Source organism: Helicobacter pylori (genome assembly GCF_016755635.1).
Lineage (GTDB): Bacteria > Campylobacterota > Campylobacteria > Campylobacterales > Helicobacteraceae > Helicobacter > Helicobacter pylori_CQ.
The window spans coordinates 55,779-68,664 of sequence record NZ_CP051500.1; the positions used below are offsets into that span (position 1 = coordinate 55,779).

The following is a 12,886-nucleotide window of genomic DNA, read 5'->3' on the forward strand; positions in this document are numbered from 1 at the left end:
GTCTTATGGGTTGGTAATGTTTTTTAATTTTAAATTTTGTTTTAGTGGTAATTAATTCTCATTCCAATCTGTTTGAGTTTATCACGCATTTTTACACAATGATAAGAATTTGAGTGATAATTTGTATTGTTTTTAGCTTCATTTACTTTTCGTTTAAAAATAAATTATAACATTCGCATCGTGTAATTTAAAACCATTGAACGAAACGATTTTAAATTAAACGGATTTACAAAAAATTTTACAAAACAAAGGATATAAAATGAAAACAATTAAAAATGGTATTATGATTGGCACACTCGGTGCGTTGTTATTGAGCGGTTGTTCTAGCTTTGATACTCAGCGTTTCGCTTGTCTTCCTAAAGACCATTCTTCAAAAGACGCTTCTACCAAAAAAGAAGTGCAATACATGCCTAAGGGCTTTTTTGACCCTTATTCTTCTAACTTAAACCATTGGGATTCTACATTCTAGGGGTTTGTTAGAGGGGGCGAAAAAAAGGGGGGGGGAAATAAAGCTCATTTTAAATTTTCTCAAATTACAATAACAATCTTTTTAACACTGATATAATACAAAAGGAGATATTCTTACGAGTGGCGCTCATATTGTAGAAAATACGAATAATGAAAAAATAGAAAAACCAAATATTTCAAATCCCACTGCTTTCGCCCCCACACCCCCCAATAATGAAGAGCTTTTAAAACTTGTTCGAGATCTTGCAGATCGCATTAAAAAATTAGAAGATCTTAAATTAGAAGACTTTGAACCCCTTAGAAAAATCTCTCATCTTATAGACTCTTTCTTTTCGCTTGGAAAATCCTCTAACGACACCCAAGAAAACTCAAAAGACGCTCAAGGAAGAGAGAAAGCGCTTAAAGAAATCCAAGAAGAAAACACCAAACTAAAAAATGAAAACACTGAGCTAACTAACAAGATCACCGATTTATCAAAAGATAAAGACAATCTAGCTAAAGAAAACACTGAACTAAATAGAGAAAGAAATGATCTAGCTAGAGAAAAAGACAATCTAGCTAAAGAAAAAACAGAACTGATTGAAAAAAATAAAGCTCTAACCACAGAAAAAGATAAACTAATTAAAGCAAACACCGAGCTGAAAACCGAAAAAGAAAATCTAACTAATCAGCTTAATGCATCACAAAAGCAAGCGAAAGAGTTAGAACAATCTCAGCAAGCTTTAAAAAATGAAAAAGCCGAGTTATCAAAAGAAAAAGAAAATCTAACTAAAGCAAACACCGAACTATATAGAGAAAGAAATGATCTAGCTAGAGAAAAAGAAAATCTAAACAATCAGCTTAATGCATCACAAAAGCAAGTGAAAGAGTTAGAACAATCTCAGCAAGTTTTAAAAAATGAAAAAGCCGAGTTATCAAAAGAAAAAGAAAATCTAACTAAAGCAAACACCGATCTGAAAACCGAAAATAACAAGCTCAACCACCAAGTTGTCGCGCTCACTAAAGAGCAGGGCAGCCTCAAACAAGAGCGAGCGCAATTGCAAGATGCGCATGGGTTTTTAGAAAAATTATGCGCTGATTTAGAAAAAGAAAACCAACGCCTAACCGACAAACTCAAAAAGTTAGAAAGCACTCAAAAAAATTTGGAAAACACTAACAATCAATTACGGCAGTCTTTAGAAAACTCTAACGCTCAATTAGCGCAAGCTAAAGAAAAAATAGCCGAAGAAAACACCGAGTTGGAGCGAGAAATCGCGCGCCTGAAGAGCTTAGAGACTATGGAAGAAAAAAGCAAACTGGACTTACACAACAGGCGTTTAGCGAGCGCAAACCAGGATTTAAAACGCCAAAACCGAAAATTAGAAGAAGAGAACATCGCTCTCAAAGAGAGGGCTTATGGCTTGAACGAGCAACTCTTCACATTGCAACCACAAAAACCACAATAAAGGAAATATCATGGCAAACCCCTTACAGAGTTTAAGACTGCCTCTTGGCCACCCCTTAGTAGAGAAATTGTGCGATCTGTCTTTAAAGGATGGAGTCAAATTCAATGAAGAAATACCGATCCATTTCAAAAAAGAAGTGCCAGAAGAAGACAAAATCAAATTCAAACAAGTGCTGCGGGTGCTTCATGTGATCGTTAATAATGAGACTTCTTCAAGGTATCTTTCTGATGAAAATCAAAAATTCCTAGAGGATTTAGCGCAAGCTGAAAAGATCACTAATGAGCAAATAGAAAAAACCTTAGAAATCGTTTCTTATAGCGATGTGGATGTGGATTTTGAAAAATTTAAAGATTTGATGCTCAAAGTGGATAGTGTAGCGGTAGGCCTTAAGAGCTATAGCCAAAGCCAATTGCTTGATTTAGATGGAGGGCATTGGGATTTAGAGGTGCCTAGCACGCCTAAAGAAAGGGTAACCTTTAGGTTTGATAATTTAGACAGCAACAACAAAGAAATGAACTTCTATGCGCGCTCAAGTTTGAAGGATTTAAACAAGGGCGTTGTCGCTATTGACTTTGGGACTAAAAGCACGACCGCAAGCTATATGGATAAGACGGGAACATACCGCTTGCTCTCTATTGGCGGGCTAGTAGATGACGCAAGCCTAACAAAGTTTGAAAACCCCACGATCATGGAGTTTAGACATAAAGAAAACTTTCTTAACGCTTATAACGCGCTAGATCACCGCCCTTTCACAGAAAAGAACGATATGGAAGTGGCGCATGAAGCCCAAAAGAATGCTGCAGGCGTTAAAGGGAATGATTTGTATCGGTTTTTTTCTCAATTGAAGCAATGGGCTGGAGCGGATGAAAAACAGAATTTTAGGGATCTTATAGAGGATTTTCCTTTAGAAAGCTTCACTAATTGCACGGGTTTTAACTCCATAGAAATCTACGCTTACTGCATCGGCCGCTGCGTTAATAACATGCATAATGGCGTGTTTTTGAAATACTTTTTATCCTACCCCATCAAGTATGAAAAGCATCAGGCTGAAAAAATCAGAGAGAGTTTTGAAAGAGGCTTGAAAAAATCCTTACCCCGGCATGTTTTTGGCGATGAAAAAACGGCTAAAACTTTCAAAGTGGAATTGAGAGCGAGCGAGCCTTGCGCGTATGCCATTAGCGCTTTAAAAAGCTATGGGTTTTTTAAATCAGAGAAGTTAGACAAACCGGTTTATTACGGGGTGTTTGATTTTGGGGGCGGGACGACGGATTTTGACTTTGGCAAATGGGAAAAAAGCGCTAATCCTAAGTTCGCTTACAAAATGACGCATTTTAGCAGCGGAGGGGATAAGTATTTAGGCGGTGAGAATTTATTGGAATTGTTGGCTTGGGAAGCGTATGGCCAAAATTTTCAAACGCTGAAATCAAAAGACATTGTCATCGCTAAGCCCAACTATGACAGGATTGATACGCAACGCTTTGGATCGTTTATGCAAAACTCCAGGGAAGCGCGCTTGAATTTGCAAGAGATCGCTTCTAAATTACGCCCTTTTTTAGAAAATTTAGACGCTGATATTATAGAAGCGATAGAAGAAAATGAAGAGTTTAGCATAGAGGGTTTTGAAAAGGATTTTAAAACCATGCTGTTGGATAGGAATGGGGTAGAAACAGAATGCGATCTTAAAGTTGATTGCAAAGAGCTTTTAAACCTCTTAAAAGACAAGATCAATGAAAGCGTTGCCAACTTCTTTGCCGGATTTTCTAAAGTGATGGCTGAAAACATTGATGATCAGTGTCGGGCGTTTCATATTTTCTTAGGCGGGAATGCGAGCCGTTCGGTGCTAGTCAAACAAGCGTTTGAAAACGCCAAAGAAAAGCAACTCAAAGATTACCAGCAAAAGACTTCTAAAGATGATTTCACATTCATTCTTTATGAGCCGCTAGGCACAGAAAAATCAGACAAACAGATTTTAGAGCTTACCGGAGAAGATGTTTCTAACACGCCCGCTTATTTGAAGCCCACTTGCAAAACCGGGGTGGCTTTCGGGCTTTTAGAAAGCAGGGACAAGGCTAAAGGGATTGAAATGCCCTCCATAAGCTCCAATCCTGTGTTTAAATACGATTTAGGCATTGAGATAGAGGGGAAATTCCACGCTAAAATCCATAGGGATTCTTTAAAGCCTAATGAATACCAGATTTTCCAAACTAAAGAGGAATGGGGAGGCTTTGATGAGCTAGAGATACGCTACAGCGACAAAGCCCTAGCCAACACCAACACTTTAAACATTAAAGATACGCAAATGATTTCCATAGCGTTAGAAGAGGTTGAAGAAGTGGATGTGAAGGTGTGTTGCGTGGATTCCCAAAGCATTAAAGTGGGGCTGTTTAAAGACAACCAACTAATCTATGAAAGCGAGGCAGAAAAATTATGATGACTAAGAACGCTTATGCGTTTGTCGTGATTGAAAAAAGCGTTATGGTGTTTAAATGCGCAAAAGACAAGGGGCTAATCCCTATCACTGAAGGCTTTGTGCCTTTAAAAGAGGGCTTTTTGAGAAGTTTTAAAGAGCGTTGCAACGTGGAATTTTTAGACAATTTAGACCTTTTGTTTTTGTATGACTACCCGTTTTCAAGCGAGGTTTTTTCCTTGCGTAAGGATTTGAAAAATTCCATTTGGGACAGGAAGCTTGTGGTAGCGCTAGTGGAGGCTTTGGAGGGTTTTAAGGGCTTGAATTTGTCTCTTAAGATAGAAGACAAGCGTTCTAACAGCTTGGGTAATGGCGTTCAAAAATTGCTCACCAACGCTGATTTAGGGAGCAACCACAAAGCAATCGTGATAGACAGCATGAAAACATACCACCAAAGCCAGCAAGAAAAATACAAAAGAGAAAGAGGCGAGACGCTAGAGGTTCGCCCCACAACACCCCCTAGCTATGGGGGTGGGAGCATTAGAATCAGCGGCGATAAAAAGCCTGATTCTAATGAAGAAAATTTTTAAAAGAAAGGACAACCTATGAGCAGAGTGCAAATGGATACCGAAGAGGTCAGGGAATTTGTAGGGCATTTAGAACGCTTTAGAGAGCTACTAATCAAGCCAAAGCGAGCGCGGAACTTGTGGAGGGGGCTTGGAAGGGCGTTAAAAAGATGTTGCATTTTTATACCGATAAGCACCAGGAATTTATCAGGCGTTTGAAACAAGCGAGCGAAGCGATAGATAACGAATACAACTTTCCAACCCCAGGCGTTTTAATGGAATACGATTTTGAACGGCCTACTATCTCTTATACCCCTAAAAAAAGCGTTTTTGACGAGCACTTGAAGGACTTGAGGGAAAATTTTAGCGCTTCTTTATACGCTGATTGGAAAGACAAGATCAGCGCTTTTTCTAGTAAGGATCACGCTAAAGCCTCTAAAGAGCAAGAGTTGGAAAATTTAGAGGATTTGATGGGTGCATATTCTTATGATGAAAACCCTAACGATGAATTAGATCGCATGGCAAGCTCTAAAGAGCGAGAATTTGAAAAAAATTTAGAGGATTTGATGCCAAGCGTCTTAGGCGTGCCTTCTTATAACGAAAGCTTGACTCTAGCCAAAAAGAATTGCGTTAAAAATTGTAAGAAAGCTTTAGAAGGTTTTACAGAAAAAATCAAAGAAGCCCCCAACGATTCAAACGCTGTCAATGAAGCTTTTGATAGTTTAGAAAGAGAGTTAGAAATAGCTACAGAAAATTTGAGTCAAAAAATCGATCCCGTTTTAGAACGGAATGAAAATTATACGCAAAAAGCGTTGGAGTATAGAGAGTTTTTAGAAAGCCATAAAGAGGACTTTATGGTAGATGAGCAAAACCCCTATCCTGATGAGGTCAGATTCAATGATTTGCGTTTAGCGGAATTTGATAGCGTTTTTAGCGTCATTGTGCCTTTAGAAGATTTAAGTAAAACCGCATGCGCTCATCATGCCCTAAAGGCTTTACAAGCCGCGCTTAAAGATAACGATTTGGGCTTTGATACGGCAGAATTGGAACAGATCGCAAAAGGGTTCATTCCTAGGGGGTATTTGTGGCATTTTGACGCGAATGTTTTAGGGAATGTGGCGTTGGTGAGAGAAGAGTTATTATTAGGCGTGAAACACACGAAAGGATACTTACTATGGAAACAATTCCTGCAAACTCAGAACTGAATTGGGAATTTGTAGAGCCGATCAATGAAAATGCGTTGAACGGGTTAGAAGAGCGATTGAAAATAGGCTTTAGCGATGAATTTAAGGACTTCATCAAACGATCAAACTATGGTTTTAGCCAATTGCGTTATTTCATGGTGGGCAATGAATCCTACACGTTCAAACATGTTTTGAATTTCAATTTAGAGAGCTTGTTCATTGATTTCATGCAGAGCTTAAAAGAATGGTTAGAGCCTGAAGAAATCGTTTTTGCTAATGACGGGTATGGGGGGTATTATCTTTGGAATACCACCACTGATGTGGTGCTGTTTTTAGACACCGATGATGGCTCAAAAAAAGCGCTATTAAATCTTAATATGTTTTTAAAAAAACTGGAATCAAGGGGTTAAAATGTTGTTTTCTCATAAAGTTTTTTTGGAGGGTTGCACCAATGAGTTAAGAAGGATTTGCGACTATTTCGTAGAAGAGGCCATGCAAGATGATTTGGGGCAGAAACTTAAAAGTGAGGCGCTAGAGGAGATGCTAAAAATCGCGCATGATTTAGAAAATTTAGAGCAAGACACTCAATACCAAAGAAGAAAAATCGACGAGCAACTTGAAGAAGCCAAGCGTTTGGAGAAGCAAATTCATATGAATTTCCATTCACCAAGCGAGATCGATAGGCTTATGCGTGAAGCCAAAGAGCATGAAAGAGAAGCTAAGAGGCGCTATGATGAATATCTTAAGGATTAAAGATGATTGATGCGGGTAATTTATTAAAAGAACTAGACGACGCCTTAGATAAGGTTGTTGCTAAAAAAGAGCCAGAGAGTTTTCTCAAGCCGATCGTCTCACCAATAGAGGACTACCAAAAGAGTATTAGGCAAATCCAAGCGCAATTCACAGACGCGCCAAAGTTCAATGAAACGAGTGCTTACCCTAAATTTTTAAGCTGTGGTTTATTGGAAATTAAAGGCAAAAATGGCACTAATATGGAATTTTTATTGCCTAAAGTTTATCCTTTCCCTCCTAAAAGCTTGTATATAGAGCATGAAAAAGATGGGCAGTTTTTAAGAGAAATGCTCATGCGCTTACTCTCCAGCGTGCCCTTGGTGCAATTAGAAGTGATCTTGGTTGATGCGCTGAGTTTGGGGGGTATTTTCAATCTAGCCAGAAGGCTTTTAGATAAAGACAATGACTTTATTTACCAGAAAAGGATTTTAACCGAAAGCAAGGAAATAGAAGAAGCCCTAAAGCATTTGTATGAATACTTAAAGGTTAATTTGCAAGAAAAATTAGCCGGTTATAAAGATTTTGCGCATTATAATGAAAACGCCACAGACCGCTTGCCTTTAAAAGCGCTTTTTTTAAGCGGGGTGGATGCTTTAAGTCAAAACGCGCTTTATTATTTGGAAAAAATCATGCGTTTTGGATCTAAGAATGGGGTTTTGAGCTTTGTCAATTTGGAGAGCGAGAAAAACAATCAATCCGCAGAAGATTTGAAAAATTATGCGGAGTTTTTTAAAGACACGACAAGTTTTGAACGCTTAAAATATCTTAGCGTAGAAGTGATCAATGATCAAGGTATTAAATCCCAGCACATGAAAGACTTCGCTGATAAAATTAAAGCGTATTACAAGCAAAAAAAAGAAGTTAAAAGGGAATTGAAAGACTTACAAAAAGACGAAAAATTTTGGACTGAAAGCTCTCAGTTTAAAGTGTCTGTGCCGGTAGGGTGGGATATTAACCATAAGGAAGTGTGTTTTGAAATCGGTAACGAACAAAACCACACGCTCATTTGCGGGCGTAGCGGGAGCGGGAAATCCAATTTCTTGCATGTGTTGATCCAAAATCTAGCCTTCTACTACGCACCCAATGAAGTCCAACTCTTTTTGTTAGACTATAAAGAGGGGGTGGAATTTAACGCATACACAGATCCGATTTTAGAGCATGCGAGGTTGGTGAGCGTGGCGAGTTCAGTCTCTTATGGCATCACTTTCTTGAAATGGCTTTGTGATGAAATACAAAAAAGAGCCGATCGGTTCAAGCAATTTGGGGCGAAAGATTTAAACAATTACCGCAAGCATGACGAAATGCCCAGATTGATCGTAGTGATTGATGAATTTCAGGTGCTTTTTAGCGACAACTCCACTAAAGGGAAAGAGAGCGTGGATCAGTCTTTAAACACCCTGCTTAAAAAGGGCCGTAGCTATGGGGTGCATTTAGTTTTAGCCACTCAAACCATGCGCGGCACTGACATTAATCCAAGCTTTAAGGCTCAAATCGCCAACCGCATCGCTTTGCCTATGGATGCAGAAGACAGCAGTAGTGTTTTGGGCGATGATGCGGCTTGTGAGCTTGTCAGGCCAGAAGGCATTTTCAACAACAACGGAGGGAATAGAAAATACCACACCAAGATGAGTATCCCTAAAGCTCCTGATGATTTCAAATCTTTTCTCACAAAAATACACGCTGAATTTAACCAAAGAAATCTCGCGCCCATAGATCGTAAAATCTATAATGGCGAGACACCTTTAAAAATGCCCAACACCCTTAAGGCTAATGAAATGCGTTTGCATCTGGGCAAAACAGTGGATTATGAGCAAAAGGACTTGATAGTGGAGTTTGAAAGTAACGAATCGCATTTGTTGGTGGTGAGTCAAGATTTAAACGCTCGCATCGCTTTAATAAAACTCTTGTTCCAAAATGTTAAGAGCGCGAACAAAGAATTGGTTTTTTGCAATAAAGAAAAACGCTTGATAAGGTTTTTTGATGCGCAAAAAGAATACGGCATCACGCCTGTAGAAAATATCTTAAGCGTTTTAGACACCGCTATGAATCCTAATAGCGTGCTTGTGATAGACAATCTCAACGAAGCGAAAGAATTGCACGACAAAGTAGGGGCGGAAAAGTTAAAATCGTTTTTAGAAAAAGCCATAGACAACGAGCAGTATTGTATCATTTTTGCGCATGACTACAAACAAATTAAAAATAATTACCATCTTGACAAGTTAAGAGAATTGTTAAACAACCACTTCAAGCAATGCCTGGCCTTTAAGTGCAATGGGGAAAACTTAAACGCTCTCAAAAGCGGTTTACCCTCACCAAGCAATTTCAACGCGCTATTGATAGAGCTTTCTAAAGACAGCCGCACTGAGTTTAGGCCCTTCAGCTTACAAGATTAAAAAAAAGAGAGTTAAAAAAAGAGAGTTAAAAAAAGAGAGTTAAAAAAAGAGAGTTAAAAAAAGAGAGTTAAAAAAAGAGAGTTAAAAAAAGAGAGTTAAAAAAAGAGAGTTAAAAAAAGAGAGTTAAAAAAAGAGAGTTAAAAAAAGAGAGTTAAAAAAAGAGAGTTAAAAAAAAGGGGGGGGGTTAAAAAGACTAAAGGGTTTTTAATCTTTTTAAAGCGTTTTCAAACCTTTTGCGTGGTGGTTTGCGTAACCAGGCGAGCGATTTTTTCTCTTAAATGCAACAAGGGTTCTGAGCCTTTCGCTAAAGCTTTCAGGCATAGATGAGAACTAGCAATCTCGCTCACGGCTCCATCCACTCCTTCGCTCTCTTCAATCAATTCTCGCGCACCAGACAGCTCTATGGGGCAATTGACAAGCACCAGATTCAAATAATGCGTGTAGCCATCAAACATGCACATATTATTCATGTCGGTGGTTTTGGGATCTAAAATCGTATTATCATAATAGATGGGCTTCTCATCTTGTAAAATAGCGATTTTGGTGTGCAAGCGGTTGAATTGGAACAACTCATTGCGCGCCACTCGCCCAGCGACAATGATTTCACTATAAAGCAATTGAGAGCCAGAGCGTAAAGAAATCGTAGTGTTGCCCTTAAAATGCGCCTTTTCAAAGGGGATTAAAGGGAAGGGCGCGAAGTCCAAAAAGGCGTTTTCCCCCACAACGATATGCATGTCTCTGCTGGCAAACCCGTCTTCAGTGTTATGGATTTTTTCAAAGGATTGCGAAGTGATCCTTAACTTGCAATTTTGACCGATATGTAATTGCATGTCTTGCGCATCGCCTTTCATTAAGCCAGGGCTTACCGCTAAAAGCATGATTTCAGCTAAATCGTCTTTAGGGTAAAAGGGCGCCATGAGCTTAAAGGGGGGCGTGAAGAAATTGTCTTCAATCACGCACCGCCCGTCAGCCCCTATTTTGGTTTTTAGCCTGAGCTTGGATTCTTGAGCGTAAGTGTTCATCAATCTTCCAATAAAGCGTTGCGCTTGATCCAAGCGATCACATCATCTAGGCCTTCTTTAGAGCGGATATTCGTGAAAATAAAGGGCTTTTCGCCACGCATTTTTTTAGAATCCCTTTCCATGACTTTCAAGTCCGCTCCCACATAGGGGGCTAAATCAATCTTATTGATGACAAGCAAGTCTGAGCGCGTGATTCCTGGGCCGCCTTTCCTAGGGATTTTATCGCCCTCAGCCACATCAATCACAAAAATCGTAAAATCTGCTAGCTCTGGGTTGAAAGTCGCTGAAAGGTTGTCGCCTCCGCTTTCAATCAAAAGCAGTTCCAAATTAGGGAAACGGCCATGCATTTCTTCTACGGCTTCTAAATTCATAGAAGCGTCTTCTCTAATGGCTGTGTGCGGACAGCCTCCTGTTTCTACACCAATGATCCTATCTCGTGGCATCACCGAATTTTTACACATAAACTCTGCGTCTTCTTTCGTGTAAATATCATTAGTGATGACCGCCATGTCGTAATCCTTTGACATGTGGCGCGTTAAAGCTTCAATCAAGGCGGTTTTACCGCTTCCTACAGGACCACAAACTCCAATTTTTACCATAAAATTCCTTTCAATTTGAGATTAAAATTCAAGACATATAAAGGCGCGAGTATAAACTCTCATGCTGCATCGCCTTAATGTCGTTTTGAACGCTTGCCGCGCACAGGTGGATTTCGTCTAGTTCTAGGGTTTTTTCTATGAGCTGGTTAAAAGGGCTTTGCAAGCTCAATAAGATTTTTTGCCCGTCGTTTTGAGATAGTGGGACGCTTTTAACGCAGTTGATCACCATGTTAGAAGTCTGTGCATAAAGATAATGCCTTAAAGCCTTTTTCAATTCAATCCCCAAACTCGCCGCAAAAACGCCATAGCTAGTGGCATGGGTGGGATCTTTGGTTTGTTGAGCGTAAGCGTTAAAAAATGCGCCCATGTCTAATTCGTTCATGGCTTGTAAGGTTTTAATGAAACGATTGCCTAGCTTTTGATTGGCTAATCGTAATTCCATGGGGCTTGTGGATAGCCTAACCATTTCTTCAACCCCTAAGATTTTTTTTAAATCCTGTTGGAGGGTGCTTTCATAGGTTAATTTCAAACTCAGCATTTCCGTGTAAAGGAACTGGCTAGAGAGATTGGCTTTTAAATATTCTAAAGCGCTTTCTTTGTTGGTAACTTTTTTTTGCTGGATGTAAGTTTCTAGCCCAAAAGAATGCGTGTAAGATCCAATGGGGAACACCGCATCATTGACTTGCAGAATCAGAAATTCATTATCCACATGAGCATTGTTGTCTGTTTTTGGGGTTTTTGGGGGCATACCCACGCTTTTTTCAGTGCTTTTCACGCTTTTTCCTTCATCTGTCTGTTATTTTCTATTTCATGACCACTTTAAAATCGCTCGCTAGTGAGATCTTAAAATTAGGCTCACTATGGGGCATGCTCACGGTTAAGCGTTCTTTGGAATTTAGTTTTGAACTTAAAACACGATTTTGAACCCCTAGCTTTTCTAATAAGGCTAGTGTGGGCTTTTCAAATGGTGTTTTAAATTCAAATTGAGACTCGCCATAGTATAAAGCCGCATGGCGGTTTCCTATTTCGTAGCATATTTTAGCCACTTCTGCCACGCTCTTAGCTTGGATGTGAATGACTTCAGAATCCAAGATATTAACGGCGATGATTTCCTTTTCTTCTTTAAATAAAATATCCCCTTGAGAGAGACCCAACTTGGGAGCGTCTTTAAGGCGTATGGCTATGTCTTTGCCTTGCCTGGTTTTAAAGCGAGCGATTTTTTTCCTCGTTTCAAACCATTCCAAATCCACATAATCCACGCTGAAATCCAAGGGGTTTAAATCCCTTAGATTGCCAACTAAACGCTCTATGATCATCTCACACCCAGTGTTGGATAAAGAGTAACCAAGCAGGGATCCAAGCGGTTAAAATACCCTCAATGATAGCAAGCCATGGAGTGAATTTCCCTAAAGGGATTTTCAAGATGTTTTCAATGAAAGCGGTAAGCCACAAAACACCCCAAGCCAACCAAATGATCGCCCACCAATCGCCTTCAGTGATGCCTAACACTTTGTGGTCATCAAGCATATCGCTATAGTGGGATAAAATCGCAGCAGGAACAGTGTTGATCGCTACGAATAAGCTATACCAAGAATACGGCCTCCAATCCAAACCAAAAGTGTGGTTGATGGCCGCATACAAGTAGGTAAAACCAAACAATAACCCAGTCGCTGGCCCATAGAAACTAGTCAAATGGTGCGATACTTGAGCAATATCTTCGGCACCTTCTACAGGGGCTGTAGGGTGGAGCGCAGAATAAGTGATGACCACCACATTACAAACAATGGAAAGTCCGCCCACAAAAAAGTTCATCACCGCAGTGCTTTTAGGATCGACTTTGGTTAATCCGCAAATCCCGTTGCTGATTAAAACAATCCCAACATATAACAATACAAGTCCTAGCATTGCCTTTTCCTTCCAAACAAAAATTTTTACAACAAACGCACCTTACGAATAACTTTTGTTGCTTGAGCTAATCATAAAGAAAAATAGTAAATTGACAAAAAATAA

Annotated in this window: 12 protein-coding genes and 2 pseudogenes; 9 read left to right on the plus strand and 5 right to left on the minus strand. The window is 39.5% G+C overall.

Annotation, left to right across the window (positions count from 1 at the left end; translation table 11 throughout):
* Positions 1-259 precede the first annotated feature (259 nt).
* The 9 genes and pseudogenes from HG567_RS00270 (at position 260) to HG567_RS00310 (ending at position 9,255) form a co-directional block, all read left to right on the plus strand.
* Positions 260-469 (plus strand): hypothetical protein, encoded by a 210-nt coding sequence (locus HG567_RS00270; protein ID WP_000849021.1) that lies wholly within the window; start codon positions 260-262, stop codon positions 467-469.
* A gap of 619 nt (positions 470-1,088) precedes the next feature.
* Complete coding sequence (locus tag HG567_RS00275; RefSeq protein ID WP_479680769.1) at positions 1,089-1,913, plus strand: coiled-coil domain-containing protein; 825 nt, start codon at positions 1,089-1,091, stop codon at positions 1,911-1,913.
* A 10-nt stretch (positions 1,914-1,923) separates the two neighbouring features.
* Entirely contained in the window at positions 1,924-4,344 is a 2,421-nt protein-coding gene (locus HG567_RS00280; RefSeq protein WP_202163834.1) for a hypothetical protein, read from the plus strand.
* Positions 4,341-4,910, plus strand: a complete 570-nt coding sequence (locus HG567_RS00285; protein ID WP_202139751.1) for a hypothetical protein — start codon at positions 4,341-4,343, stop codon at positions 4,908-4,910. Before HG567_RS00280 ends, HG567_RS00285 begins: the two co-directional genes overlap by 4 nt.
* Before the next feature lie 15 nt (positions 4,911-4,925).
* Positions 4,926-5,000: pseudogene (locus HG567_RS00290) on the plus strand (type VII secretion protein); the annotation flags it as partial.
* Positions 4,997-6,091: pseudogene (locus HG567_RS00295) on the plus strand (HNH endonuclease); the annotation flags it as partial. The pseudogenes HG567_RS00290 and HG567_RS00295, both read left to right, overlap by 4 nt.
* Complete coding sequence (locus tag HG567_RS00300; RefSeq protein ID WP_202139753.1) at positions 6,061-6,480, plus strand: SMI1/KNR4 family protein; 420 nt, start codon at positions 6,061-6,063, stop codon at positions 6,478-6,480. The pseudogene HG567_RS00295 and the gene HG567_RS00300, both read left to right, overlap by 31 nt.
* 4 nt (positions 6,481-6,484) lie before the next feature.
* Entirely contained in the window at positions 6,485-6,823 is a 339-nt protein-coding gene (locus tag HG567_RS00305; protein WP_202140209.1) for a hypothetical protein, read from the plus strand.
* Positions 6,824-6,825: 2 nt separating this feature from the next.
* The gene (locus HG567_RS00310) at positions 6,826-9,255 is read left to right on the plus strand and encodes an FtsK/SpoIIIE domain-containing protein (RefSeq protein ID WP_202163835.1); all 2,430 of its coding nucleotides are present in this window, start codon (positions 6,826-6,828) and stop codon (positions 9,253-9,255) included.
* A gap of 224 nt (positions 9,256-9,479) precedes the next feature.
* On the opposite strand, the gene HG567_RS00315 is transcribed toward HG567_RS00310, so the two are convergent.
* The 5 genes from HG567_RS00315 to ureI are packed head-to-tail and all read right to left on the minus strand — an operon-like array spanning position 9,480 to position 12,781.
* The gene (locus HG567_RS00315; protein ID WP_202140210.1) at positions 9,480-10,277 is read right to left on the minus strand and encodes an urease accessory protein UreD; all 798 of its coding nucleotides are present in this window, start codon (positions 10,275-10,277) and stop codon (positions 9,480-9,482) included.
* Entirely contained in the window at positions 10,277-10,876 is a 600-nt protein-coding gene (gene ureG, locus HG567_RS00320; RefSeq protein WP_011578340.1) for an urease accessory protein UreG, read from the minus strand. The genes HG567_RS00315 and ureG overlap by 1 nt, the downstream gene beginning before the upstream one ends.
* A gap of 28 nt (positions 10,877-10,904) precedes the next feature.
* On the minus strand, positions 10,905-11,624 hold the full coding sequence (locus HG567_RS00325) for an urease accessory protein UreF (protein WP_202164013.1): 720 nt from the start codon (positions 11,622-11,624) through the stop codon (positions 10,905-10,907).
* Positions 11,625-11,679: 55 nt separating this feature from the next.
* On the minus strand, positions 11,680-12,192 hold the full coding sequence (gene ureE / locus HG567_RS00330) for an urease accessory protein UreE (protein WP_202163836.1): 513 nt from the start codon (positions 12,190-12,192) through the stop codon (positions 11,680-11,682).
* A 1-nt stretch (position 12,193) separates the two neighbouring features.
* Complete coding sequence (gene ureI, locus HG567_RS00335) at positions 12,194-12,781, minus strand: acid-activated urea channel protein UreI (RefSeq protein WP_000901267.1); 588 nt, start codon at positions 12,779-12,781, stop codon at positions 12,194-12,196.
* Between the last annotated feature and the right edge of the window lie 105 nt (positions 12,782-12,886).

Excerpts from the sequence above, each read along its gene's own strand:
- HG567_RS00270 (WP_000849021.1), top strand. The coding sequence starts at position 260 with ATGAAAACAATTAAAAATGGTATTATGATTGGCACACTCGGTGCGTTG.
- HG567_RS00280 (WP_202163834.1), top strand. The coding sequence starts at position 1,924 with ATGGCAAACCCCTTACAGAGTTTAAGACTGCCTCTTGGCCACCCCTTA.
- HG567_RS00285 (WP_202139751.1), top strand. The coding sequence starts at position 4,341 with ATGATGACTAAGAACGCTTATGCGTTTGTCGTGATTGAAAAAAGCGTT.
- HG567_RS00300 (WP_202139753.1), top strand. The coding sequence starts at position 6,061 with ATGGAAACAATTCCTGCAAACTCAGAACTGAATTGGGAATTTGTAGAG.
- HG567_RS00310 (WP_202163835.1), top strand. The coding sequence starts at position 6,826 with ATGATTGATGCGGGTAATTTATTAAAAGAACTAGACGACGCCTTAGAT.
- HG567_RS00315 (WP_202140210.1), bottom strand. The coding sequence starts at position 10,277 with ATGAACACTTACGCTCAAGAATCCAAGCTCAGGCTAAAAACCAAAATA.
- ureG (WP_011578340.1), bottom strand. The coding sequence starts at position 10,876 with ATGGTAAAAATTGGAGTTTGTGGTCCTGTAGGAAGCGGTAAAACCGCC.
- HG567_RS00325 (WP_202164013.1), bottom strand. The coding sequence starts at position 11,624 with ATGCCCCCAAAAACCCCAAAAACAGACAACAATGCTCATGTGGATAAT.
- ureE (WP_202163836.1), bottom strand. The coding sequence starts at position 12,192 with ATGATCATAGAGCGTTTAGTTGGCAATCTAAGGGATTTAAACCCCTTG.
- ureI (WP_000901267.1), bottom strand. The coding sequence starts at position 12,781 with ATGCTAGGACTTGTATTGTTATATGTTGGGATTGTTTTAATCAGCAAC.